Origin of the sequence: Burkholderia sp. Bmkn7 (genome assembly GCF_041103175.1) — a bacterium.
Classification (GTDB): domain Bacteria; phylum Pseudomonadota; class Gammaproteobacteria; order Burkholderiales; family Burkholderiaceae; genus Burkholderia; species Burkholderia cepacia.
In genome coordinates, this window is the sequence record NZ_JBGCUH010000002.1 from 3,058,614 (window position 1) to 3,081,075 (window position 22,462).

Genomic DNA, 22,462 nt, shown 5'->3' on the forward strand with positions numbered 1-22,462 from the left:
AAAGGCGGCCATACCGGAGCATGGCCGCCTTGCATGTCGCCCGGGGGTAATACCGTGCGTCAACCCGCGCCGAGATCGGCGAGCGGATGCGCGAACAGCTTCCACGGCGACGTGAGGAAATGCCGCACGCGTTCGGCGCGCAGCTCGACGAGCGACGCGGGCGCCCAGCGCGGCTTGCGATCCTTGTCGACGAGATGCGCGCGCACGCCTTCGCAGAAGTCCCCTTCCTCGATCGCGCGCGCGACGATGCCGAGCTCCATCCGGAACGATTCCGCGAGCGTCATCTGGCGGCCGCGCAGCAGCGCCTCGCGCGTCACGTAGAGCATCGTCGGCGAATGGCCCGTGAGCGCATCGAGCGTCGCCTGCAGCCATTGACGGTGCTCGCGCGACAGTTCCTCGCGCGCGAGTTCCTGCGTCAGCGTCGCGACGATCCGCTCGACGGTCGAGCGCTTGTCGAAGTGACGCACGATCCACGGCATCTGCCCGTCGAGCGCCGCATGCGGCACAACGTTGCACGGCGGCTCGAACACCTTGCGCAGCAGCGGCAGCGCATCGCCTTCCCACTTGACGCTTTCGATGCGCGTCTCGAACGTGTCGAGCCACGCGGACGGCACGCACAGATCCGCGAGCTTCGCGGTCAGCGCGTCGGCACCCGACAGCATCGCGCCGGTCAGCCCGACGTACAGCTCGAGTTCGACCGGCATGCGCGACAGGAAATGCGTCGCGCCGACATCGGGCACGAGGCCGATGCGCGTTTCCGGCATCGCGATCTTGCTGCGCTCGGTCGCGACGCGCAACGCGGCGCCCTGCGCAAGGCCCATCCCGCCGCCCATCGTCACGCCGTCCATCAGCGCGACCACCGGCTTCGGGAACGTATGGATCGCGTAGTCGAGCCGGTATTCGTCGACGAAGAACGGCAGCCAGGTCTCGCGCTGCGCGACCATCCGGTATAGCGCGCGCACGTCGCCGCCCGCGCAGAAGCCCTTCTCGCCCGCTCCGCGCAACACGACCGCGACGATCTGGTCGTCATGGCGGCAGCGTTCGAGCAGCGCGGCCAGCTCGCCGATCATCGCGTACGACAGCGCGTTCAACGCGGCCGGCCGGTTCAGCGTGATCAGCGCCACGCGATTCACCACACGGAACAGCACCTCGGGGGCATGCTCCGCGAACGCGTCGTGATTCGTGACCGGCGTGCTCATCGTTGCCCCTCCCCGTCGGTGTGCCACTGCGGCGCGCGCTTGCCGAGGAACGCGGCCACGCCTTCGCGCGGATCGCTGGTATCGAACAGGTCGACGAAGCGTTCGCGCTCGACCGCAAGCGCCGCACCGCGCGGCACGCCGCGGCGCGCGAGACCGATCAGTTCCTTGCTGTACGCGACCGCGTGCGGGCTCTGCCGCGCGACGTTGCGCGCCAGCGCCAGCGCCGCATCGCGCGACGCGCCCGACTCCACGACGTCCTCGACGAGGCCGATGCGCAGCGCGGTGGCCGCGTCGACACGCGCGCCGGTCAGGATGATCTTCTTCGCCCAGCCTTCACCGACGAGCCAGGGCAGCGTCTGCGTGCCGAGCCCGCACGGCAGCAGGCCGACCGACGGCTCGGGCAGCGCCATCTGCGCATGGGTCTCGGCGATCCGCAGGTCGCACGCAAGCGCGCATTCGAGGCCGCCGCCCATCGCGTAGCCGTTGATCGCCGCGATCGTCACGACACGCGCGTCGTGCAGCGCCTCGAACGCCGCGCCGAAACGCGACGCCATCGCGCGCGCGACCGCGCGGTCGCCTTCGGCGAAGGTGTTGAGATCGGCACCCGCGCTGAAGAATTTCGGGCCGTCGCCCGTGATCACCAGCGCGCGCACGCGCGGGTTCGCATTCAGTTCGGCGACGGTGTCCTGCAGTTGCCGCAGCCCGTCGGCGGTAAAGGCGTTCGCGGGCGGACGCTTGAGCGTCGCGCACGCGATCGCGCCGTCGTCGACGTAGTCCAGTTCGATCATGACGCGTCCTTCTTGCTGGCCGGTTGATACAGGCGGATCACCGCCGAGAAATCGAGCTGGCCGTCGCCACGGCTGCTCATCGTCTGGTACAGCTGCTGCGCGAGCGCGCCGAGATAGACGGGCTGGCGCGCCTGCTTCGCGGCATCGTTCGCGAGGCCAAGATCCTTCAGCATCAGGTCGGTGCCGAAGCCGCCCGAGTAGCCGCGCGACGACGGCGCGGTCTCGATCACGCCCGGATACGGGTTGTAGGTGTCCGAGCTCCAGCAGCGGCCCGTCGACGTGTTGACGATGCCGGCCAGCACCTTCGGGTCGATGCCGAGCGCGACACCGAGCGACATCGCCTCGGACACCGCCGCCATCGAGATGCCGAGCACGAGGTTGTTGCAAACCTTCGCGACCTGCCCCATCCCCGTCGCACCGCAATGGACGATGTTCTTGCCCATGCCCGCGAGCACGGGCTTCACGCGCTCGAAATCCGCGTCGCTGCCGCCGACCATGAAGGTCAGCGTGCCGGCCGCCGCGCCGCCGGTGCCGCCCGACACGGGCGCATCGACGAACGCGCCGCCGTGCTCGCGCACGAGCGCGCCGAACGCCTGTGCGCTCGCCGGGTCGATCGTGCTCGAATCGATCACGGTCGCGCCCGCGCCGAGGCCGGCGAGCACGCCGTTCTCGCCGGACAGCACCGAGCGCACGTGCGGCGCGGCCGGCAGCATCGTGATGACGAACGTCGCGCCCGATGCGGCATCGCGCGGCGACGCGGCCACCTGTGCGCCGGCATCCTGCAGTGCGCGCAAGGCGTCGGTGCTCAGGTCGAACGCGTGCACTTCGTGGCCGGCTTTCAGCAGGTTCAGCGCCATCGGCGCGCCCATGTGGCCGAGGCCGATAAAACCGATTTTCATGTTGTCCTCCACGGCTCAGTGGAGCCGGATCGTCGTATTCACCGGGCCGGCAGTCGTGTCGTCGTCGAACCAGCGCGCGGTGACCGTCTTGGTCTGCGTGTAGAACTGCACGACCTGCTTGCCGTACGGGCCGAGATCGCCGAGCTTCGAGCCGCGCGAGCCCGTGAAGCTGAAGAACGGCACGGGCACCGGGATCGGGATGTTGATGCCGACCTGGCCGATGTCGATCTCGCTCTGGAACTTGCGCGCGGCCGCGCCGCTTTGCGTGAACAGGCCCACGCCGTTGCCGAACGGGTTCGCGTTGACGAGCGCGATCGCGTCGTCGAGCGTGTCGGCTTCGAGCACGACGAGCACCGGGCCGAAGATTTCGTGCGTGTAGATCGACATGTCGGTCTTCACGCCCGAGAAGATCGTCGGGCCGATGAAGTTGCCGCTTTCGTAGCCGGCCACCTTCACGTCGCGGCCGTCGAGTTCGAGCTTCGCGCCTTCGCTCACGCCCGCTTCGATCAGCGACAGGATGCGCGCCTTCGCGGCCTTCGACACGACCGGGCCGACGTCGGTGCCGGCTTCCGCGCCCGCATTCACCTTCAACAGCTTTGCCTTCGCGACGAGATCGGGCAGCCAGTCGCGCGCTTCGCCAACCAGCACCGCGACCGACGTCGCCATGCAGCGCTGCCCCGCCGCGCCGAAACCGGCGCCGACGAGCGCATTGATCGTCTGCTCGCGGTTCGCATCGGGCAGCACGACCGCATGGTTCTTCGCGCCCATCATCGACTGCACGCGCTTGCCGTGCGCGCTGCCGAGGTTGTACACGTGCGTGCCGACGGCGGTCGAGCCGACGAACGAGATCGCCTTCACGAGCGGATGCGTGCAGATCGCGTCGACGACTTCCTTGCCGCCGTGCACGACGTTCAGTACCCCTTTCGGTACGCCGGCCTCGATCGCGAGCTCGACGAGCTCCATCGTCGACATCGGGTCCTGCTCGGACGGCTTCAGCACGAACGTGTTGCCGCAGACGATCGCCATCGGGAACATCCACAGCGGAATCATCGCGGGGAAGTTGAACGGCGTGATGCCCGCGCACACGCCGAGCGGCTGGCGCAGCGTGTAGGTATCGACGCCGCCCGCGACGTTCTCCGCGAATTCGCCGAGCTGCAGCGAGCCGATCGAGCACGCGTGCTCGACCACTTCGAGGCCGCGGAAGATGTCGCCTTCGGCATCGGGGATCGTCTTGCCCTGCTCGGCCGTCAGCGTCTTCGCGATGCGCTGCTGGTTCGTGCGCACCAGATCCTGGAACTTCAGCATGATGCGCATGCGCGCGGCGATCGGCGTGTTCTTCCACGTCGCATACGCGGCGTGCGCGGCCTGCACGGCCGCGTCGACTTCCTCGACGGTCGCGAACGGCACGCGCGCGAGCACCTGCTGCGTCGCCGGGTTGACGATGTCGCGCCACTCTTTCGTGGCGGACTCGACGAAAGCGCCGTCGATCAGCAGCTTGACGGTCGGCACGTCTTGCCCCGTCCGGGGCGTCGGATTCGCGTTCATCGATCCCTTCTCCTTGCAGAGGGCCGCGAAGCGCGATATCGCCGCGCGGCCGGTTCAGTTCGGCTGCGGGCGGCGGCCGCGGAATGCGGCGCGCGGCCCGCGGTCACGTCATTTCAATTCGGCAGCAAAATCTTCTTCCCAGTATTCGCCGGGCATGCGCGCGGTCGCGTCGTCGCCGCGCTCGATCTCGCGGCGGCGCAGCTCGACGCGGCGAATCTTCCCCGAGATCGTCTTCGGCAGCTCCGCGAACTGCAGGCGGCGGATGCGCTTGTACGGCGCGAGCTTCTCGCGCGAGAAACGGAAGATCTCCAGCGCGAGCGCGGGGCTTTCCTCGTAGCCCTGCCGCAGCGTGATGAAGGTCTTCGGCACCGACAGCCGCACGGGGTCGGGGCTCGGCACGACGGCCGCTTCCGCGATCGCCGGATGCTCGATCAGCACGCTTTCCAGTTCGAACGGGCTCAGCCGGTAGTCGGACGACTTGAACACGTCGTCCGCGCGGCCGATGTAGACGTAATAACCGTCGTCGCCGCGCATCGCGATGTCCGACGTGCGGTAGTGGCCGTCGCGCATCGCGTAGGCGGTTGCATCGGGGTTGTTCGCATAGCCTTTCATCAGGCCCACCGGGCGCGTGACGTCGGCGCCGATCGGGAGCGCAACCTCGCCTTCGGTCACGGGCGCGCCGTCCGGGTCGAGCAGCGTAATGCGGTAGCCGGGCAGCGGCCGGCCCATCGAGCCCGCGACCACCGGCTGGCCCGGCGAGTTGCCGATCAGGCAGGTCGTCTCGGTCTGGCCGTAGCCGTCGCGAATCGCGATGCCCCACGCCTTCTTCACGCGCTCGATGATCTCGGGATTCAGCGGCTCGCCCGCGCCGACGATCTCGCGCAGCTTCACGTCGAACGACGCGAGCGGCTGCTGCACGAGCATGCGCCACACGGTCGGCGGCGCGCACAGCGTCGTCACCTGGTATTTGACGAGCGCATCGAGCACCACCTTCGGCTCGAAGCGCGCGTAGTTGAATGCGAACACGCAGGCCTGCGCGTTCCACGGCGCGAAGAAGCAGCTCCACGCGTGTTTCGCCCAGCCCGGCGAGCTGATGTTCCAGTGGATGTCGCCCGGCTGCAGGCCGACCCAGTACATCGTCGACAGGTGCCCGACCGGATAGGTGCGGTGCGTATGCTCGACGAGTTTCGGCTTCGACGTCGTGCCCGACGTGAAGTACAGCAGCATCGGATCGTTCGCGTGCGTGACGGCGTCCGGCTCGAATTCGGCACTCGCCGCATAGCCGTCGTTCATCGCGAGCCAGCCGGCGCGCGGTGCGCCCGCGACGATCTTCTGCGCGAGGCCGAGGTCGGGCTGGTCGAATTTCGCGGTTTCGTTCTCGTCGACGATCGCGTATTTCGCGCCGCCGATCTGCACGCGGTCGCGCACGTCGTCGGGCGACAGTTGCGTGGTGGCGGGCAGGACGATCGCGCCCAGCTTCATCGCGGCGAGCATCGCGTCCCACAGCTCGACACGGTTCGGCAGCATCAGCAGGATACGGTCGCCGCGCACGACGCCGATCGAGCGCAGCCAGTTCGCGATCCGCGACGAACGCTCGGACATCTGCGCGAACGAATACGGATCGCCCGTGCCGGTGGCCGCGTCGACGATCCACAGCGCGGGCTGGTCGTTGCCGCGCGCCATCGGGTCGAAGTAGTCGAGCGCCCAGTTGAACGCGTCGAGCACCGGCCATTCGAAATCGCGGTACGCGGTTTCGTAGTCGGTGCGATGGCGCAGCAGAAAGTCGCGTGCGTTCAGGAATGCCTGTACCGTCATGTGTGTCTCCGTCCAGTCTCCATGCCCAGCGGTCAAGCGGCGCCTGTGCTGCAGCACAGGCTGCCGTTCCGTGTTGCACGGCGCACGGTCACGTCTTTGCGTGCCGCGTTCGCCGCGCTGCCCTCGTGCCTGCGTCGTGCGCCTGCTCGTTCGATTGCGTGATGCCGGATCGGAGCACCGCGGCTCAAAGCTGCCGCGCGATCACCATCCGCTGCACTTCGCTGGTGCCTTCGTAAATCTGCGTGATGCGCGCGTCACGATAGTGGCGCTCGACTTCGTAATCGACCAGGTAGCCGTAGCCGCCGTGGATCTGGATCGCGTCCGAACACACGCGCTCGGCCATCTCCGACGCGAACAGCTTCGCCTGCGACGCTTCCGACAGGCACGGCAAGCCGGCCGTCCGCAGCTTCGCCGCGTGATGCACGAGCAGGCGCGCGGCGTTGATCTGCACGGCCATGTCGGCGAGCTTCTGCTGGATCGCCTGATGCTCGGCGATCGGCTTGCCGAACTGCACGCGCTCGCCTGCGTAACGACGCGCCTTGTCGAACGCGGCACGCGCGATGCCGAGCGCCTGCGCGGCGATGCCGATGCGCCCGCCCTCGAGATTCGACAGCGCGATCTTCAGCCCTTCGCCGCGATTGCCGAGCAGGTTCTCTTCCGGAATCGCGCAGTTCTCGAACGTGATCGGGCACGTATCCGATGCACGGATGCCCATCTTCTTCTCGGGCTTGCCGACGATGAAGCCCGGCGTGTCGGTCGGCACCAGGAACGCGGAGATGCCGCGCTTGCCGGCTTCCGGGTCGGTCATGGCAAAAACGATCGCCACCCCGGCGCGCTGGCCGTTGGTCACGAACTGCTTCGCGCCGTTCAGCACCCATTTGCCGTCGCGCAGTTCCGCACGCGTGCGCAGGTTGTTCGCCTCGGAGCCGGCCTGCGGCTCGGTCAGGCAGAATGCGCCGATCACGCGGCCCGCCGCCATGTCGGCCAGCCAGCGATCCTTCTGCGCGGGCGTGCCGAAACCGAGGATCGGCCCGCAGCCGACCGAGTTGTGCACGCTCATCATCGTCGCGCACGCGGCGTCGCCGGCGGCGACTTCTTCCATCGCCAGCGCGTAGGCCACGTAGTCCGTATACGAGCCGCCCAGCTCCTGCGGCACGATCATCCCGAGCAGGCCGAGTTCGCCGAGCTGCGCGACGATGGCGTCGGGCAGGTGTGCTTCGTGGTCCCACTGCGCCGCGTTCGGCGCCAGCATCTCGGTGGCAAAGGCGCGTGCGGCGTCGCGGATCATCCGCTGGTCTTCGGTGTAAAGCTCGTCCATGGTGCTGCTGTCTCCCGCGGCCGCCGGGCGCGACCGTCCTTGCGTTTCGATGCAACAAGTGTAGGCAAGCACGCGCGACTGTTCGATGCTCGCGCCGCTCATTTACACTGAGCGTTTTTGCCACACCGGCGGCACGGATGAAGCAGGAAGACAAGGGAACCGTCGCGATCAGCCTCGTCGCTTACAGCGTCGCGCTCGCGACCCGGCGCGGCGTCGCGGCCGAACCGCTGCTCGCGCAGGCCGGCATCGCCCCGGCGCTGCTCGGACAGCCGCGCGCACGCGTGTCCGCGCAACAATACGGCGCACTGTGGAACGCGATCGCGCGCACGCTCGACGACGAATTTTTCGGGCAGGATCGCCACCCGATGCGCAGCGGCAGTTTCATCGCGATGAGCCAGGCGGCGCTGACCGCGCGCGACGGCCTGCACGCGATGGCGCGCGCGGTGAATTTCATGCACTGCGTGCTCGACGACCTGCACGCCGAGCTCGACGCGAACCCGCAGCGCGTGCGGCTGCGCTTCGTGCACCGCAACAACGGCGCGACGCCGGCGATGTTCACGTATGCGACCTATTTCATCATCGTCTACGGGCTGACCTGCTGGCTGATCGGGCGGCGCATCCCGCTGCTGCATGCGAGCTTCCGCTGCGACACGCCGCCCGCCGACCATGAATACCCGGCGATGTTCTGCGACGACATGCGTTTCAACGAACCCGATTCGTATGTCGATTTCGATCCCGAATTCGCGACGCTGCCGGTCGTGCAGAACGCGAAAACGCTGAAGACGTTCCTGCGCAACGCGCCGGCGAGCTTCATCGTCAAGTACCGCAACCCGAACGCGCTCGCGCAGCGCGTGCGCGCGGTGCTGCGCGGGATGCCGCCCGCCGCGTGGCCGGGCGCGGGCGGGATGGCCGCGCGGCTGCACGTGGCCGAGGCCACGCTGCGCCGCAAGCTGCACCAGGAAGGCCACGCGTACCAGTCGATCAAGGACACGCTGCGGCGCGACCTCGCGTTCGAGGCGCTGGCCGACCCCGCGCGCACGATCGCCGACGTCGCGGCTGCAACCGGTTTCGCGGAACCGAGCGCGTTCTACCGCGCGTTCCGCAAATGGAGCGGGCGCAGCCCGGCCGACTATCGCGACGAAGTGCTTGCGCGCGGCGGCGGCGCGAGCTGAGGCCGGGCGGCACGGCGCTCGCTTCGCGCTTTCCGCCGAAACCGCCTAATCTTTAAGCATCGGGCCCACGCCCTTTCCGCAAGCCGGATGGCGCACGGCCACGCGCCGCCCGGACGCCCCGATGCACTTTCACCGTCACGGGCCGCCGCCGGTGCCTGCCACGCCCGGCGGCCACCCTCGTCACCCGCTGTCCGCGCGGGTCGCGCGCGCCGCGCTGTTCGCGGCGCTGCTGGTCGTGTGTGCCGCGGTCGCCGCGCCGCCGTCCGCCGACACACCCGACACACCCACCGCACCCGCCGCCGCCCGCCCGGTCATCGTGATCCCGATCAACGGCGCGATCGGGCCCGCCAGCGCCGATTTCATCGTGCGCTCGCTCGACCGTGCGGCACGCCAGCACGCGCCGCTCGCGATCCTGCAACTCGACACGCCCGGCGGCCTCGACACGTCGATGCGGCAGATCATCAAGGCCATCCTCGGCTCGCCGGTGCCGGTCGCCGCGTTCGTCGCGCCGGGCGGCGCGCGGGCCGCCAGCGCGGGCACCTACATCGTCTACGCCAGCCACTTCGCGGCGATGGCGCCCGGCACCAATCTCGGCGCGGCGTCGCCGGTGCAGTTCGGCATCGGCGGCGCCGCGCCGCCGGGTGCGAACCCCGCTGCACCACGCCCGCCGGCCGGAACCCCGGGTGTGTCAGGGGCATCCGGTGCATCCGAGGCCGCCACGCAGGCCGCATTGCCGACCGACACGCAATCGACCGAGATCCGCAAGGCGATGCAGGACGCGTCCGCCTACATCCGCGGCCTCGCGCAGCTGCGCGGGCGCAATGCCGAATGGGGCGAGCGTGCGGTGCGCGAAGCCGTCAGCCTGTCGGCCAGCGAGGCGCGCGCGCAGCACGTCGTCGACCTGATCGCGCAAGATCCGGCCGACCTCGCGCGGCAGCTCGACGGCCATACCGCAACGACCACCGCCGGCACGGTGAAGCTCGCGACCACGCATGCGCCGCTCGTCATCGTCGAACCCGACTGGCGCAGCCGCTTCCTCGCGATCATCGCCGATCCGAACGTCGCGCTGATCCTGCTGACGATCGGCATCTACGGCCTCTTCTTCGAGTTCGCGAACCCCGGCTTCGTGCTGCCGGGCGTCGCCGGCACGATCTGCCTGCTGGTCGGGCTGTTCGCGATGCAGTTGCTGCCGATCAGCTATGCGGGCCTCGGCCTCGTGCTGCTCGGCCTCGGCTGCCTGGTCGCCGAGGCGTTCCTGCCGACCTTCGGCGTGCTCGGTTTCGGCGGGATCGTGTCGTTCACGATCGGCGCGCTGATGCTGATCGACACCGACGTGCCCGGCTACGGGATTCCATGGCCCGTGATCGCGAGCCTGGCGCTCGGCGGCGGGCTGCTCGTCGCGGGCGTGTCGAGCGTCGCGCTGCGCGCGCGGCGGCGCCCGGTCGTGACGGGTGCCGAGGCGATGGTCGGCAGCATCGGCGAAGTGCTCGACGACGGCCTGCGCGCCGACCAGCCGCACGACGCGGCCGGCACGGCTACATCGGCCGCGGGCTGGGCGCGCGTACACGGCGAACGCTGGCGCGTGGCCAGCAACGCGCCGCTTGCCGCGGGCTGCCGCGTGCGCGTCACCGGCCGCCAGGGGCTGCTGCTCACCGTCGCGCCGCTGTACGACGTGCCGGCGCAGGAACAACAACACCAAGGTGAACCAACATGATCGGCTACACATTCGGCTTCAGCAGCGTCCTGATCGTCTTCGCCGTGGTGCTCGTCGCGTCGTCGATCCGCATCTTCCGCGAGTACGAGCGCGGCGTGGTGTTCATGCTCGGCCGCTTCTGGAAGGTGAAGGGGCCGGGGCTCGTGCTGATCATCCCGATCGTTCAGCAGGTCGTGCGGATCGACCTGCGCACCGTCGTGTTCGACGTGCCCGCGCAGGACGTGATCACGCGCGACAACGTGTCGGTGAAGGTCAATGCGGTCGTGTATTTCCGCGTCGTCGATCCGGAGAAGGCCGTGATCCAGGTCGCGCGCTTCTTCGACGCGACGAGCCAGCTCTCGCAGACGACGCTGCGTTCGGTGCTCGGCAAGCACGAGCTCGATGCGCTGCTGGCCGAGCGCGAGCAGCTGAACGCCGACATCCAGAAGACGCTCGACGCGCAGACCGATGCGTGGGGGATCAAGGTGTCGACCGTCGAGATCAAGCATGTCGACCTGAACGAGACGATGATCCGCGCGATTGCGCGACAGGCCGAGGCCGAACGCGAGCGGCGCGCGAAGGTGATTCATGCGGAAGGCGAACTGCAGGCGTCGGAGAAACTGCTGCAGGCCGCGCAGCGGCTCGCGCTGCAGCCGCAGGCGATGCAGCTGCGCTACCTGCAGACACTGACGACGATCGCGGCGGACAAGAACTCGACGATCGTGTTTCCGCTGCCGATCGATCTGCTGGGGGCGTTGCTGGAGCGGCTGGGAGGAAAGCGGGAGGAATGAGGCAGACATTCGGATCCTCCCCGGATTCGCCGGACGAGAGGCAGCAGGCATCGATACCGACCGGCGCCCCCATCTGCCGAATGGTATGGAAGGTGGCCGCTTACGGTCCGATGGCGTATACAACGAGATCCTCATGCATGGCAGTACGGATCGACGATGGGCAAGACTCGGACAAGGAAGACGGCACCGGCGACGCCAACCAGGGCCTATGGCAAGGTGGCCCTCAGTGCCGAGGAAACGCTTCATCGGCTGTGGCAACGCGGCCTGCGCATCGACGATCGCCCGGCGAACTTGCGCATGCTCCGGTCGATCGGCCATTTCCGGTTGCTGGTCTACATGCGGCGGTTCCAGAACCCCACGACCAGGCGATTCTGGCCTCGAACCCGATTCTCCGACATCGTTGAACTCTACGCATTCGATCGACGTCTGCGCTCGATCACGATGGACGCGGTCGAGCGCATCGAGGTTGCGCTGCGCGCCGCACTCAGCAATCCCCTCGCAATCGACTACGGCAGCCACTGGTACGTCGAGAGGGACCGTTTCGTCGACCTGCGCCACTACGCGCGCGTTCTGGATCAGATCGCCCGGGAGTGTGAAACCCGGAAGGGCTCGGCACTGACTCACTACTATCGGACCTATGCCAGCCCCGACCTGCCGCCGATCTGGCTGGTCTGCGAGCGGCTGAGCCTGGGCGCATTGTCCCGAATTTTCAGCGCGCTCTCGATGCGCGACCGCAAGATCGCCGGACGCCATGCGTGGCCGGACATCCCTGATACGGTGCTCACCAGCTGGCTGCAATCGCTCACCGACCTGCGCAATGCGTGTGCGCACCACGCCCGGCTTTGGGGAATGAAGCTGACGGTATCGCCTCCCGCCAAGCCGGCCGGGCGAACGCTCGCCCGGTATGCTCCGGAAATGACCCGGCCGGAGACGTTCTACGCCCGCGCAACGATGATGAAGGCCCTGCTCGACCCACTCGGTCATGGGAGCGAATGGCGCGAAGCCTTGCGAGCGACGTTGACGGGGTGTGAGCACGTGGACGCGGCGGCCCATCTCGGCTTCACGACCGATTGGCATTCGACGCCGGCGTGGCGGTGAGTTCAGGGCGGATACAACCGAACACGCGGCAGGATGCCCGTCATGCATCCGTTTTCGACACGATGCATTTTGACATTCGTTCGATACTTCGCTAGGATTGCCGATGAAAACGCTGGGGACGCCTCTCGACGATGCGCAACACTTCAGACGGCAAAAGGACGCGCAAGCGTCCTTTTTTATTGCCCGCCTCCTCCGTTGCGAGCTCGATCCGCTTCCCTCCCCGGATTCGGTACCACTCCCGCACCCGATCGATCGTCCGGCGCCCGATCCTGCGCTTCTCCTTCATTTTCATGTTTCCGCTGCCGATCGATCTGCTGGGGGCGTTGCTGGATCGGCCGGGTACGCCGCGCGAGCGCTGAGACACGCGAGTTCCGGCTCGCGCGACGCGCCGCCGTCGATCCCGCCGGATGCCGGACGCCGGGCCGCCACGGCCCGGCATCAAGCACCCGTCAGGCCAGCAGCTTGCGCTCGGTCTTGCCGTACTTGATCGACTTCTCGTCGGGAATCATCAGGCCCGTGTGCTCGTCGCGGCCCTGCAGCAGGAAGCGCGCATCCGGCTGGCCGATCTGCCCGGCCGCGAGGTTGCTGTCCGCGCCGATCTCGCCCTTCTTCATCCGGTTGACGATCACGCCGGCAGCGGTGTCCTTGAAGTCGCGCAGCATCCACGCGTCGCCGTCGCTGTCGCCGAACACCAGCAGCGGGCCGTAGCCCTTCTTCGATTCGAGCACGTTGCGGATACCCACCGTCTTGCCGGGCCCCCAGTTGAAATGCCAGCCGGCCGGATAGGTGCTCGTGTACTTGCCGTCCTGCATGTCGAGGCGCAGACCGATCACGTTTTCAGGCGGCACGCCGTAGCCGTAGTTCGGATTGCCGGCGAACACGCGCACCACATCGTCGAGCGACGCGGTGCTCACGTACACGTCGATGCCGTTCGCGCGCAGCGTGTGCATCACCGCGCGGATTTCCTCATGGATGCGAATGCCGTGGAAATGCGTATCGGCGACGACGCCGGCCTTGCCCGGCAGCGTCTTCGGGCTTTCGTAGCGAACCTTGCGCAGCGCGTCGCCGATCCCGTAGTTGTCCGACGCTTCCGCCATCGCCTGCAGCTCGGCGGTCGTCATGTTCTTGTAGAAATAGATGATCCACTTGTAGCCGACTTCGAGCGGGTGCGTGTCGCAGATCGCGTCGTACATGAAGTACAGCTTCGCGCGGAAATCCTTGAACTGGTCGGTCTCGTGAATCTCGTCGAGGCTCTTGCTGCCGCCGAAACCCTTGTAGTTCGCGTAGAGCCAGCGGTAGTCGGATTCGACGTCGGCGGCGAGATCCTCCATCGTCACCGGCTTGCCGTCGACGGTCGTGTAGTCCTTCATGAACGCGCCCTTCGGCACGTCCTTCCACATCACGCCGACGAATTCGTCCGGTGTCAGCTTGTATTGCAGATGGTTGATCTGGTACATCAGCAACGCCTCTTCGCAGTCGTTCATGATGCACGTGTTGTCCCAGTCGAACACCGCGTACGGGCGGCGCTTTTCGTCGTAGCGCGCGCTCGCGACGCCATGCTGGTCGAGCACCGCCTGCAGGCGCGCGGCGTTGAACGGCGACCAGCGGCCCGGGTCCAGCGCGTCCGGCGCGGTTGCGCGCTTTGCGTCGGCGGTGCCGGCCTTGAGCATCAGCGACGTCGCAGCGGTCGCCGCGGCAAGGGTGTTCATGAACTGGCGGCGTTGCATGGTCTCTCTCCGTGGAAATGTCGAATCGGTTCCGGTCACTGCCCCGTGCGGCGCACTGGCGGGTCATCGCCACCGCGAAGCCGGGACTGCCTCGAATCGGGGGACGAATGATGTGACGAAATTATTTCGGCAATTTGACAGCGTCACGCCGCGACACGACGGCGAGTTGATCCGGCGCGACATGCCGGGCATCACGAAGCGATCGAACTCGGCCGTCCGGGCCGGCGACGCACCCGCTCGCGACATCGCCCGGAAACCTAGAGGCTCCCCTCCATTTCCCCCTGCCATTAGGACAAATCCTCACGTCCCGGCACGTGGAACCGTCTATGATCGTTACATTGATCAATGACACATTAAATGCTGACTGAATAACCCGCGACGGCGACGCCGGCGGACGGATTCCGGATCAGCGCCCCCCTTGGAGACGCATCATGGCCGACCACTCGCTGCCGGAAGTCCACCTCGACGAGCTGCCGCAATTCCGCGCGGTCCAGCAGCTTGCGTACCGCTGTGTCGAGACCGTCGGCGCGATGCTCTACCCCGGCATCACCGAAAAGGAAGCCGCACGCCTCCTGACCGAATGGCTGCAGGACAACGGCGTACACGACTGGCTGCACAAGCCGTTCGCGTGGTTCGGCGACCGCACCGCGTTCGAAGGCTTCTCGGGCCTCAAGCACATGGGCGGCTTCAATCTCGCGTTCTTCCCGAGCAACCGCCAGCTCGAAACCGACATGCCGGTGATCCTCGACGTCGCGCCGGTGCTCGACGGCATCGTGGCCGACGTCGGCTACGCGCACTGCCTCGGCCAGAACCCGATCCTCGAGCAGTTGCAGGACGACCTGATGGACCATCGCGACCTGATCGTGCGGCTCGTGAAGGCGCGCCGGCCGATGGCCGAGGTCGCGCAGGAAGTCGACGCGCTGTGCCGCCGCCAGGGTGTCGAGCCGCGCCACAAGGCCTATCCGTTCAAGGTGCTCGCGCATCGCGTCGCGAAGATCCACAAGCTGTCGAAGCCGCGCTTCGTCGCGCGCTTCGGGCTGAACGCGACGCGCAACCTGCTGCTCGACCAGGGGCGCGCGGCGAAACGGCAAGGCTGGTCGCCGCTGTGGTCGATCGACCGCCGCTCCGAGCATGCGCCCGTGCCGGGCCTGTGGGCCGTCGAGCCGCATCTCGGCTTCGCCGGCGTCGGCGCGAAATTCGAGGAGCTGCTCGTGATCACCGAAGACGACGCGTACTGGCTCGACGAAGACCTGCCGCACGTGCGCCGCTGGCAGCGCCGCCAGGCCGAGCGTGCGCAGGCCGTCGCGACCGTGCCGGCCGCCGCCTGACGCATCCTCGCCTTCTCCCCGACTCCCTGAACGACGGACTCACGATGCAGCCTCTTTCCAACGAAGCGCCGCTGGCCCTGTTCGAATCGGTTCATGGCGAAACGGCGGTCGCCTCCGGCGACCTGACGCTCGCGGTCAGGACCTGGGGCGACCCGGCCCGCTCGCCCGTCGTGCTCGTGCACGGTTATCCCGACGACAGCAGCGTCTGGCAGCACGTCGCGCCGCTGCTCGCGCGCAAGCACTACGTGATCGCATACGACGTGCGCGGCGCGGGCCTGTCCGGCGCGCCGAAGCGCACGGCCGACTACCACCTCGCGAAGCTGACCGACGATTTCGTCGCGGTGATCGACGCGCTCTGCCCCGGCCGCGCCGTGCATCTGGTCGCGCACGACTGGGGCTCGATCCAGGGCTGGGAATTCGTCACCGATCCGCGCCTTTCCGGCCGCATCGCGTCATACACGTCGTGCTCGGGGCCGTGCCTCGACCATGTCGGCTTCTGGCTGCGCGAACGCGTGCTGCACCCGACGCCCGCGTCGCTCGCCAGGCTCGGCGGCCAGCTCGTGCGCTCGTGGTACGTGTACCTGTTCCACCTGCCGCTCATCCCCGAGCTCGGCTGGCGGCTGTGGCTCGGCCGCGCGTGGCCGCGCCTGCTGCGCCGGCTCGAGAAAACGCCCGTCGCGCCGCGTCCGACGCAAGCCGACGACGGCGCGCGCGGCGTGCGCCTCTATCGCGCGAACTTCATCCGCTGCCTGTTCGCGCCGCGCGAACGCCATGCGCATGCACCGGTGCAGACGATCGTGCCGCTCGGCGACAAGTACGTGAGCCCCGCGCTGTCCGAGAACCTGTCGCGCTGGGTGCCGCAGTACTACCGCCGTGAGGTCGCGGCCGGCCACTGGCTGCCGCTCGCCGATCCGGCACGCTTCGCGGATCTGGCCGGGCAACTGATCGACGCGGTCGAATCGGGCAACGAGCCGCCCGCGCTCGCGAACGCGCGCCGCCGCGCAACGAGCGGCCGCTTCAGCGGCAAGGTCGCGGTCGTCACCGGCGCGGGCAGCGGCATCGGCCGCTGCGCGGCGCTCGCGTTCGCGCGCGAAGGCGCGACGATCGTCGCTTGCGACATCGATCCCGCAAGCGCCGAACGCACCGCGCTGCTGATCGGGCTGACCGGCGCGCAGGCCCACGCGAAACGCGTCGACGTCGGGTCCGCCGACGAAATGGAAGCGCTGGCGACGTGGGTCGGCAGCGAACTCGGCGGCGCGGACGTGGTGATCAACAACGCCGGCATCGGCATGGCCGGCGGCATCCTCGACACGAGCACGCGGCACTGGGAGCGCATCCTGCACGTGAACCTGTGGGGCGTGATCCATGGCTCGCGGCTGTTCGCGCAGCAGATGGCCGCGCGCGGCACCGGCGGGCACATCGTCAACACCGCGTCGGCCGCCGCGTTCGGGCCGTCGCGCGACCTGCCCGCGTACGCGACGACGAAGGCCGCCGTGCTGATGCTCAGCGAATGCATGCGCGCGGAGCTCGCGGAAAAAGGCATCGGCGTGACGGCCGTGTGCCCCGGCTTCGCGGAGACCGGAATCATGGCGTCGACGCAATACGCGGGCGCCAATGCCCAGGACGAAGCGCGGCTGCGCAAGCGCGCGACGAAGCTGTACCAGATGCGCGGCCTGAAACCCGAAACCGTCGCGCAGGCGATGGTCGACGGCGTGCTGCGCAACCGCCCCGTCGTCGCCGTCGGCGGCGAGGCGCACGCGATGCGCTTCGTCGGCCGCTTCATGCCGTGGCTCGGCCGGATGATCGCCCGCGTCAGCATGGCATCGCATTGACGGCGCACGCCGCCGCACAGGGAGACAAAGATGACCGATACCGCCGACTATCACAAGATCAAGGCCCGGCACGTGAAGTTCGACTTCAGCGACACGCCGGTCACCTGGGTGCCGAACGACCCGGGCAGCACGCACATCATCAACACGCTGAACCTGCTGTTCCCGGAAGGCGAGCTGTGGTTCTGCCGCGTGTACAACAAGGCCTTGCCGCTGATCACCGACGCGCGCCTGCGCGACGAGGCCGAAGGCTTCCTGCGGCAGGAGGCCGTGCATTCGCGTTCGCACGGCGGCGTGCTGAAGCATTACTACGACCGGCACGGGATCGACACGAAGCCGTTCACGCAAAAGCTCAACCGGCTGTTCACGCGCGTGCTCGGCGAACAGCCGCTCGGGCTGAAGATCGGCCACACGCGTTTCTGGCTGCGGCAGCAGCTCGCGGTGATCGCGTCGCTCGAGCATTTCTTCGGTTATCTCGGCAACTGGGTGCTCAACGCGCACGGGCTCGACGAGGGGAAAGCCGATCCGACGATGGTCGACCTGCTGCGCTGGCACGGCGCGGAGGAGGTCGAGCACCGCACGGTCGCGTTCGACATCTACCGGCACATGGGCGGCACCTATCCGGAGCGCTGCGTGCACATGGCGTTCGTGATCCTGCTGCTGCTCTACTACATCACGACGGGCGCGAAGTTCATGTACCGGCGCGACCCGGACGCCGGCCGCTACCCGGGTTTCGTGCTCGCGTGGTGGCAAGGCTCGCGGCGCGGCCACCTGCCGTCGTTCTGGAAGGTGATCGGCGCGGCACTGCGCTATTTCAAGCCCGGCTATACGCCGCATCACGAAGGCTCGACCGAACAGGCGCTCGCGTACCTCGCCCGCTCGCCGGCCGCACAGGCGGCCGCGCACGGCGGCAACTGGGGCACGGCGAAGGGCGCCTGAGCGGGTTTCTTGCCGGCTCCGCGGGCGGCGCCCGCCGAAATGCGTACAATCGCGGCTTCAATTTCCCGGAGGTGCCGCGATGGCCATGAAGAAAACCGATCTCGAAAAGAACAAGGCGCTCAAGCTGACGCACGCGATGAAGCAGTCGAGTTCAGCACGTTTCGGCAAGGGTGCCGAAGAAGTCGCCAAGCTCGACCGCCGCGCGCAGCGCAAGCTGGACCAGGAACAGGGCCTCGTGCCGTTCGCATGCAAGCTCAACGCCGAACTCGTCGAACAGCTGAAGGCGCGCGCGGCCACGCACCCGGAAGGGATGACGGGCCTGCTGTCCGAGCTGCTCGTGAACGGCCTCGCGCAACGCGACGCGTAACCGTCACGTATCTCGAAATTTCCGTTGACATCGATGCGCTGCCACGACACACTCGTTCGCATGCTTATGCTCAAGCCCGCCGCCATCGCGCATGAAAACCGAGTGAACGCCCATCCGTGGCGAGCACCGGAGGCGCTTGTGCGTTAGCATCGAGATTCAGTTGCGCATGTCACAAGGCCTCGCCGGAAGCGGATGAGGCCTTTTTGTTTTGGTGCGCGTCATCCCGCCCGGCTCAACGGAAGGAGATGACGATGGACCAAGCAAGCCGGCTGGTTGTCTGCCCCGATCGGTGCCGCACCGATGCGATCGCGTTGCCGCGGGTCGTGATCCAGTTCACGGTCGCGCCGCGCAAGACGCTGGCGTGGCGCGCGCAAAACGATGCCGAGATTCGCGTGCACGACGCGACTCTGTGGGTCACGCGGCTGGGCAGCGTCGACGATTACTGGATACGAACCGGCGACGTGCTGCGCGTGCGGCGCGGCGATCGCATCTGGATAAGCACCGACGACGCCCGTCCGGCCGAAGCATCGATCACGACCGCGTACGCGACGGGACGCGGCGCATGGCTGGCGCATGCGCTCGCGCGAATGCGCAGCCTGTTGCGCGAACGATGTCGAAGTCGCTCATGACGAACGTGTCGCGACGCATGCGATCCGGGTGCGCGGCCGCTTGCGCGCAGCCTCCGACGCATCACCTGCACTATCTCGAAAATTGTCGTTGACAACGCCGTTCCACGAAGACAAACTCGTTCGCATGCCTACGTACACGCTCGTCTCCGCCTCGATTCATCGATCGATGAACATTCGAAAGAATGGTTCACGGGAGGCGCTTGTGCGTTAGCAATCGGGCAGTACCGCATGTCACACAAGGCCTCGCCGGAAACGGATGAGGCCTTTTTGTTCTGGTGCACGTCATCCATCCGGCTCAATCACTGGAGAAGACGATGGACCAGGCAAGCCCGCTGTTTGACCGTCCCGATCGGCGCCACGCCGGCACGATCGCGTTACCGACTGTCGTGATCCGTTTCGCGGTCGCGCCGCGCACGACGATGACCTGGCGCGCGCCGCGGGACGCGGAGCTGCGCACGCATGGCGCGGCGCTGTGGGTCACGCGCCCGCCGAGCGTCGACGATTGCTGGGTGCAGCCCGGCGACGTGCTGCGCATCGCACGCGGCGAACGCATCTGGCTCGGCACCGTTGCCGACGACCGGCCGGCCGAAGCGACACTCACGACCGCATACGTGCGTCGCGGCGAGCGCTTCAGGCGCACGCTTGCGCAAGTGCAACGTTTGCTCTTCGGGATAGCGGGAAGGAGCGGATGAGCGACGTGCCGTCAGGCACGCGAGACGCGGAACGGCCGCGACCGGAAACGGACGCACCCGCGGCATGAGGCGCCGCGGGTGCGCATCGAATGACGCGGCACGCCGGTGCGTGCCGCGAGCGATCGCGCGCCGCGATGCAGCTGGTGCATCAGGTGCATCAGGTGCATCAGGTGCTGGCGGCGAGACGCGGGCCCGTGCTGCGGGGAGTGGAATCGAGGTCGGGGCGTTGCGCTGCCTGCGAGGTCACCCACGGATCGATGCCCTGCTTCTGCACCTCTTCGAGGAATGACACACGTGTGCGCCAGTAATCCGCTTGTAATTTCGCGTCGATGACGCGCTGTTCGGCAGCGAACAGTTCCATGCGCGCCGTCACGAGCATCGACGCAGCGGTTTTTTCCGGCGTGGGGGCGTGTCGCATCGCCCAACGGCTGATCCAGTTCAACATGCTGACCTCCGTGATTACGGACGAACCCGCATCGGGCAATCGCAACCGGCCGTGCCTGCCCGAACGCGCAACGGCCTTGACCGCACTTCACCGCCCGGCCTGCACGGACTGCGACTCCCCCGCGTCGGCAATTACCGGCCGGCGTGTGCATGCGCGGTGTATCTATCCTAGAAAGACTTGCCGGTTTATGCGATGGGGTCTTGCAATCTTTTACACAGAAACCACAGTCGCCCCCGCATCGCGAAATGACAGTTGCGGGCGGGACGGCTTCGGCGCACGATAGCCCGATATCTGCTCCCGCCTGGCCTGAAGAATGGCCGCCGCGCGCCGCTGCCAGGCCTCCGCGCCGGCCGCGCACGTGCTGCCTGCCCCGCGTTCGTGCAGCATGCGGGCGATCCGTTTCAGCCGGATGTCATCCCGCACCCGCCACGCGCACCACACCGCGCGCCGCTTTGTGCGTCCGCCTGCACGTCCGGCTTGCACTCGCTTCTCTCGTTGTTGCGCACGCATCGGCCGGCTCCGTTCGCTGGTGTTGCTTCCTTGGCTTGCTTCCTTGGCTTGCTTCCTTGGCTTGCTTCCTTGCCTTGCTTCCCTGCCTTGCTCCCGTTTCCGCCATTTCTTCCGGTTCGTTCCACCCGAACCGGTAAAATGCGCGCCTTCGCCGCGCGGCCGGGCTGCCAGACCGTTCGCGCGCAGGCTGCCGACCGATCTTGCGATCATGCCCTCCAACTATATCGTCCGAGCTATCCGCGCTATTACAATCCGCCGATAGCCGGGCAATAGTGGCTGGTTACATTAAGCCGGCCGTCCGCTGCCTGTACAACAATTCGGCACAACAAGCAACACGACAACCCGACCGGAGAAACGCCTTCATGGAATCCATCAAGCGGTATTTCGGCTTCGCTGAAGCCGGCACCGACTTCCGCACCGAAATACTCGCGGGCGTCACCACATTCCTGACGATGGCCTACATCATCTTCGTCAACCCCGCGATCCTCGGCGACGCCGGCATGCCGAAGGAATCCGTGTTCGTCGCGACCTGCCTCGTCGCGGCGCTGGCATCGATCATCATGGGGCTGTACGCGAACTACCCGATCGCATGCGCGCCCGGCATGGGCCTGAACGCGTATTTCGCGTACACGGTCGTCAAGGGGATGGGCTTCACGTGGCAGGCCGCGCTGGGCGCGGTGTTCATCTCCGGCTGCCTGTTCCTGCTCGTCACGCTGTTCCGCGTGCGCGAGGCGATCGTCAACGGCATTCCGAAATCGCTGCGGATCTCGATCACCGCGGGTATCGGCCTGTTCCTCGGCATCATCTCGCTGAAGACGTCGGGCGTGATCGTCGGCAACCCGGCCACGCTCGTCACGCTCGGCGACCTGCACAAGCCGACGACGATCCTCGCGATCATCGGCTTCTTCACGATCGTCACGCTCGACCACCTGCGCGTGCGCGGCGCGATCCTGATCGGCATCATCGGCGTGACGATCCTGTCGTTCTTCTTCGGCGGCAACCAGTTCCACGGCGTGTTCTCCGCGCCGCCGTCGATCGATGCGACGCTGTTCAAGCTCGACATCGGCGCCGCGCTGTCGACCGGCATCATCAACGTGATCCTCGTGTTCTTCCTCGTCGAGCTGTTCGACGCGACCGGCACGCTGATGGGCGTCGCGAACCGCGCGGGCCTGCTCGTCGAAGGCAAGATGAACCGCCTGAACAAGGCGCTGCTCGCCGACAGCACGGCGATCGTCGCGGGCTCGGTGCTCGGCACGTCGTCGACCACCGCGTATATCGAAAGCGCATCGGGTGTGCAGGCCGGCGGCCGCACGGGCGTGACGGCCATCACCGTCGCGGTGCTGTTCCTCGCGTGCCTGTTCATCGCGCCGCTCGCCGGCGTCGTGCCGGCGTATGCGACGGCACCGGCACTGCTGTACGTGTCGTGCCTGATGCTGCGCGAAATGGTCGAGGTGCCGTGGGACGATGCAACGGAAGCCGTGCCGGCCGCGCTCACCGCGCTGCTGATGCCGTTCACGTACTCGATCGCGAACGGCGTCGCGTTCGGTTTCATCGCTTACGGCGGCCTGAAGCTGCTGACGGGCCAGGCCCGCTCGGTCAAGCCGATCGTGTGGATCATCGCGGCCGTGTTCCTGTTCCGCTTCTTCTATCTCGGCAGCGAGTGACGGTCGCGCTTCGG

General features: G+C 67.5%; 21 protein-coding genes. 12 read left to right on the plus strand and 9 right to left on the minus strand.

Annotated features, from left to right (window positions below; all coding sequences use genetic code 11):
• Nucleotides 1-59: 59 nt before the first annotated feature.
• The 6 genes from AB3K92_RS19605 to AB3K92_RS19630 all read right to left on the minus strand — a co-directional run bounded on the left by AB3K92_RS19605 (nucleotide 60) and on the right by AB3K92_RS19630 (nucleotide 7,564).
• Complete coding sequence (locus AB3K92_RS19605) at nucleotides 60-1,199, minus strand: enoyl-CoA hydratase/isomerase family protein (RefSeq protein WP_060224656.1); 1,140 nt, start codon at nucleotides 1,197-1,199, stop codon at nucleotides 60-62.
• Entirely contained in the window at nucleotides 1,196-1,987 is a 792-nt protein-coding gene (locus AB3K92_RS19610; protein WP_059485175.1) for an enoyl-CoA hydratase, read from the minus strand. Before AB3K92_RS19610 ends, AB3K92_RS19605 begins: the two co-directional genes overlap by 4 nt.
• Nucleotides 1,984-2,886: a 3-hydroxyisobutyrate dehydrogenase gene (gene mmsB, locus AB3K92_RS19615; RefSeq protein ID WP_369465647.1), complete on the minus strand. Its 903-nt coding sequence runs from the start codon at nucleotides 2,884-2,886 to the stop codon at nucleotides 1,984-1,986. Before mmsB ends, AB3K92_RS19610 begins: the two co-directional genes overlap by 4 nt.
• A gap of 15 nt (nucleotides 2,887-2,901) precedes the next feature.
• Nucleotides 2,902-4,431 carry a CoA-acylating methylmalonate-semialdehyde dehydrogenase gene (locus tag AB3K92_RS19620; RefSeq protein ID WP_059485176.1) on the minus strand — a complete coding sequence of 510 codons (1,530 nt, stop codon included), beginning with the start codon at nucleotides 4,429-4,431 and terminating at the stop codon, nucleotides 2,902-2,904.
• Between the two features lie 108 nt (nucleotides 4,432-4,539).
• Entirely contained in the window at nucleotides 4,540-6,246 is a 1,707-nt protein-coding gene (locus AB3K92_RS19625) for an AMP-binding protein (protein WP_021161956.1), read from the minus strand.
• Nucleotides 6,247-6,430: 184 nt separating this feature from the next.
• Complete coding sequence (locus AB3K92_RS19630) at nucleotides 6,431-7,564, minus strand: acyl-CoA dehydrogenase family protein (protein WP_059588757.1); 1,134 nt, start codon at nucleotides 7,562-7,564, stop codon at nucleotides 6,431-6,433.
• Nucleotides 7,565-7,701: 137 nt separating this feature from the next.
• On the opposite strand from AB3K92_RS19630, the gene AB3K92_RS19635 reads away from it, so the two are divergent.
• From AB3K92_RS19635 to AB3K92_RS19655, 5 genes are all read left to right on the plus strand, one after another.
• A complete protein-coding gene (locus AB3K92_RS19635; RefSeq protein ID WP_021161959.1) occupies nucleotides 7,702-8,736 on the plus strand; it encodes an AraC family transcriptional regulator in 1,035 nt (344 codons plus the stop codon).
• Between the two features lie 121 nt (nucleotides 8,737-8,857).
• On the plus strand, nucleotides 8,858-10,450 hold the full coding sequence (locus AB3K92_RS19640; RefSeq protein ID WP_369465648.1) for a nodulation protein NfeD: 1,593 nt from the start codon (nucleotides 8,858-8,860) through the stop codon (nucleotides 10,448-10,450).
• The gene (locus AB3K92_RS19645; RefSeq protein ID WP_059588752.1) at nucleotides 10,447-11,220 is read left to right on the plus strand and encodes a slipin family protein; all 774 of its coding nucleotides are present in this window, start codon (nucleotides 10,447-10,449) and stop codon (nucleotides 11,218-11,220) included. The genes AB3K92_RS19640 and AB3K92_RS19645 overlap by 4 nt, the downstream gene beginning before the upstream one ends.
• 156 nt (nucleotides 11,221-11,376) lie before the next feature.
• The gene (locus tag AB3K92_RS19650; protein ID WP_369465649.1) at nucleotides 11,377-12,318 is read left to right on the plus strand and encodes an Abi family protein; all 942 of its coding nucleotides are present in this window, start codon (nucleotides 11,377-11,379) and stop codon (nucleotides 12,316-12,318) included.
• A gap of 131 nt (nucleotides 12,319-12,449) precedes the next feature.
• Nucleotides 12,450-12,677: a hypothetical protein gene (locus AB3K92_RS19655; protein WP_226203903.1), complete on the plus strand. Its 228-nt coding sequence runs from the start codon at nucleotides 12,450-12,452 to the stop codon at nucleotides 12,675-12,677.
• 90 nt (nucleotides 12,678-12,767) lie between these two features.
• Here the strand turns inward: AB3K92_RS19655 and AB3K92_RS19660 are convergent, their stop codons facing one another.
• Nucleotides 12,768-14,045 carry a haloacid dehalogenase-like hydrolase gene (locus AB3K92_RS19660; RefSeq protein WP_369465650.1) on the minus strand — a complete coding sequence of 426 codons (1,278 nt, stop codon included), beginning with the start codon at nucleotides 14,043-14,045 and terminating at the stop codon, nucleotides 12,768-12,770.
• Nucleotides 14,046-14,476: 431 nt separating this feature from the next.
• On the opposite strand from AB3K92_RS19660, the gene AB3K92_RS19665 reads away from it, so the two are divergent.
• From AB3K92_RS19665 to AB3K92_RS19690, 6 genes are all read left to right on the plus strand, one after another.
• Nucleotides 14,477-15,373 carry a M24 family metallopeptidase gene (locus AB3K92_RS19665; RefSeq protein WP_048024754.1) on the plus strand — a complete coding sequence of 299 codons (897 nt, stop codon included), beginning with the start codon at nucleotides 14,477-14,479 and terminating at the stop codon, nucleotides 15,371-15,373.
• A 44-nt stretch (nucleotides 15,374-15,417) separates the two neighbouring features.
• Nucleotides 15,418-17,205, plus strand: a complete 1,788-nt coding sequence (locus AB3K92_RS19670; RefSeq protein WP_059492041.1) for an SDR family oxidoreductase — start codon at nucleotides 15,418-15,420, stop codon at nucleotides 17,203-17,205.
• 30 nt (nucleotides 17,206-17,235) lie between these two features.
• Complete coding sequence (locus AB3K92_RS19675) at nucleotides 17,236-18,141, plus strand: metal-dependent hydrolase (protein ID WP_021163287.1); 906 nt, start codon at nucleotides 17,236-17,238, stop codon at nucleotides 18,139-18,141.
• A 79-nt stretch (nucleotides 18,142-18,220) separates the two neighbouring features.
• Entirely contained in the window at nucleotides 18,221-18,508 is a 288-nt protein-coding gene (locus AB3K92_RS19680) for a hypothetical protein (RefSeq protein WP_021163286.1), read from the plus strand.
• Nucleotides 18,509-18,759: 251 nt separating this feature from the next.
• Entirely contained in the window at nucleotides 18,760-19,137 is a 378-nt protein-coding gene (locus tag AB3K92_RS19685; RefSeq protein ID WP_059492152.1) for a DUF2917 domain-containing protein, read from the plus strand.
• 314 nt (nucleotides 19,138-19,451) lie between these two features.
• Nucleotides 19,452-19,829 (plus strand): DUF2917 domain-containing protein, encoded by a 378-nt coding sequence (locus AB3K92_RS19690; RefSeq protein ID WP_021163284.1) that lies wholly within the window; start codon nucleotides 19,452-19,454, stop codon nucleotides 19,827-19,829.
• A 166-nt stretch (nucleotides 19,830-19,995) separates the two neighbouring features.
• Here AB3K92_RS19690 and AB3K92_RS19695 read toward each other — a convergent pair whose 3' ends face one another.
• A complete protein-coding gene (locus tag AB3K92_RS19695; RefSeq protein ID WP_006480752.1) occupies nucleotides 19,996-20,274 on the minus strand; it encodes a hypothetical protein in 279 nt (92 codons plus the stop codon).
• A 210-nt stretch (nucleotides 20,275-20,484) separates the two neighbouring features.
• Nucleotides 20,485-21,003, minus strand: coding sequence for a hypothetical protein (locus tag AB3K92_RS19700; RefSeq protein ID WP_369465651.1), 519 nt, complete (start codon nucleotides 21,001-21,003; stop codon nucleotides 20,485-20,487).
• A 143-nt stretch (nucleotides 21,004-21,146) separates the two neighbouring features.
• Between AB3K92_RS19700 and AB3K92_RS19705 the strand changes: the two genes are divergently transcribed.
• A complete protein-coding gene (locus AB3K92_RS19705; protein ID WP_021163282.1) occupies nucleotides 21,147-22,448 on the plus strand; it encodes an NCS2 family permease in 1,302 nt (433 codons plus the stop codon).
• The last annotated feature ends 14 nt before the right edge of the window (nucleotides 22,449-22,462 follow it).

Coding starts and splice junctions, on each gene's coding strand:
- AB3K92_RS19605 (WP_060224656.1), bottom strand. CDS start 1,199: ATGAGCACGCCGGTCACGAATCACGACGCGTTCGCGGAGCATGCCCCC.
- AB3K92_RS19610 (WP_059485175.1), bottom strand. CDS start 1,987: ATGATCGAACTGGACTACGTCGACGACGGCGCGATCGCGTGCGCGACG.
- mmsB (WP_369465647.1), bottom strand. CDS start 2,886: ATGAAAATCGGTTTTATCGGCCTCGGCCACATGGGCGCGCCGATGGCG.
- AB3K92_RS19620 (WP_059485176.1), bottom strand. CDS start 4,431: ATGAACGCGAATCCGACGCCCCGGACGGGGCAAGACGTGCCGACCGTC.
- AB3K92_RS19625 (WP_021161956.1), bottom strand. CDS start 6,246: ATGACGGTACAGGCATTCCTGAACGCACGCGACTTTCTGCTGCGCCAT.
- AB3K92_RS19630 (WP_059588757.1), bottom strand. CDS start 7,564: ATGGACGAGCTTTACACCGAAGACCAGCGGATGATCCGCGACGCCGCA.
- AB3K92_RS19635 (WP_021161959.1), top strand. CDS start 7,702: ATGAAGCAGGAAGACAAGGGAACCGTCGCGATCAGCCTCGTCGCTTAC.
- AB3K92_RS19640 (WP_369465648.1), top strand. CDS start 8,858: ATGCACTTTCACCGTCACGGGCCGCCGCCGGTGCCTGCCACGCCCGGC.
- AB3K92_RS19645 (WP_059588752.1), top strand. CDS start 10,447: ATGATCGGCTACACATTCGGCTTCAGCAGCGTCCTGATCGTCTTCGCC.
- AB3K92_RS19650 (WP_369465649.1), top strand. CDS start 11,377: ATGGGCAAGACTCGGACAAGGAAGACGGCACCGGCGACGCCAACCAGG.
- AB3K92_RS19655 (WP_226203903.1), top strand. CDS start 12,450: ATGCGCAACACTTCAGACGGCAAAAGGACGCGCAAGCGTCCTTTTTTA.
- AB3K92_RS19660 (WP_369465650.1), bottom strand. CDS start 14,045: ATGCAACGCCGCCAGTTCATGAACACCCTTGCCGCGGCGACCGCTGCG.
- AB3K92_RS19665 (WP_048024754.1), top strand. CDS start 14,477: ATGGCCGACCACTCGCTGCCGGAAGTCCACCTCGACGAGCTGCCGCAA.
- AB3K92_RS19670 (WP_059492041.1), top strand. CDS start 15,418: ATGCAGCCTCTTTCCAACGAAGCGCCGCTGGCCCTGTTCGAATCGGTT.
- AB3K92_RS19675 (WP_021163287.1), top strand. CDS start 17,236: ATGACCGATACCGCCGACTATCACAAGATCAAGGCCCGGCACGTGAAG.
- AB3K92_RS19680 (WP_021163286.1), top strand. CDS start 18,221: ATGGCCATGAAGAAAACCGATCTCGAAAAGAACAAGGCGCTCAAGCTG.
- AB3K92_RS19685 (WP_059492152.1), top strand. CDS start 18,760: ATGGACCAAGCAAGCCGGCTGGTTGTCTGCCCCGATCGGTGCCGCACC.
- AB3K92_RS19690 (WP_021163284.1), top strand. CDS start 19,452: ATGGACCAGGCAAGCCCGCTGTTTGACCGTCCCGATCGGCGCCACGCC.
- AB3K92_RS19695 (WP_006480752.1), bottom strand. CDS start 20,274: ATGTTGAACTGGATCAGCCGTTGGGCGATGCGACACGCCCCCACGCCG.
- AB3K92_RS19705 (WP_021163282.1), top strand. CDS start 21,147: ATGGAATCCATCAAGCGGTATTTCGGCTTCGCTGAAGCCGGCACCGAC.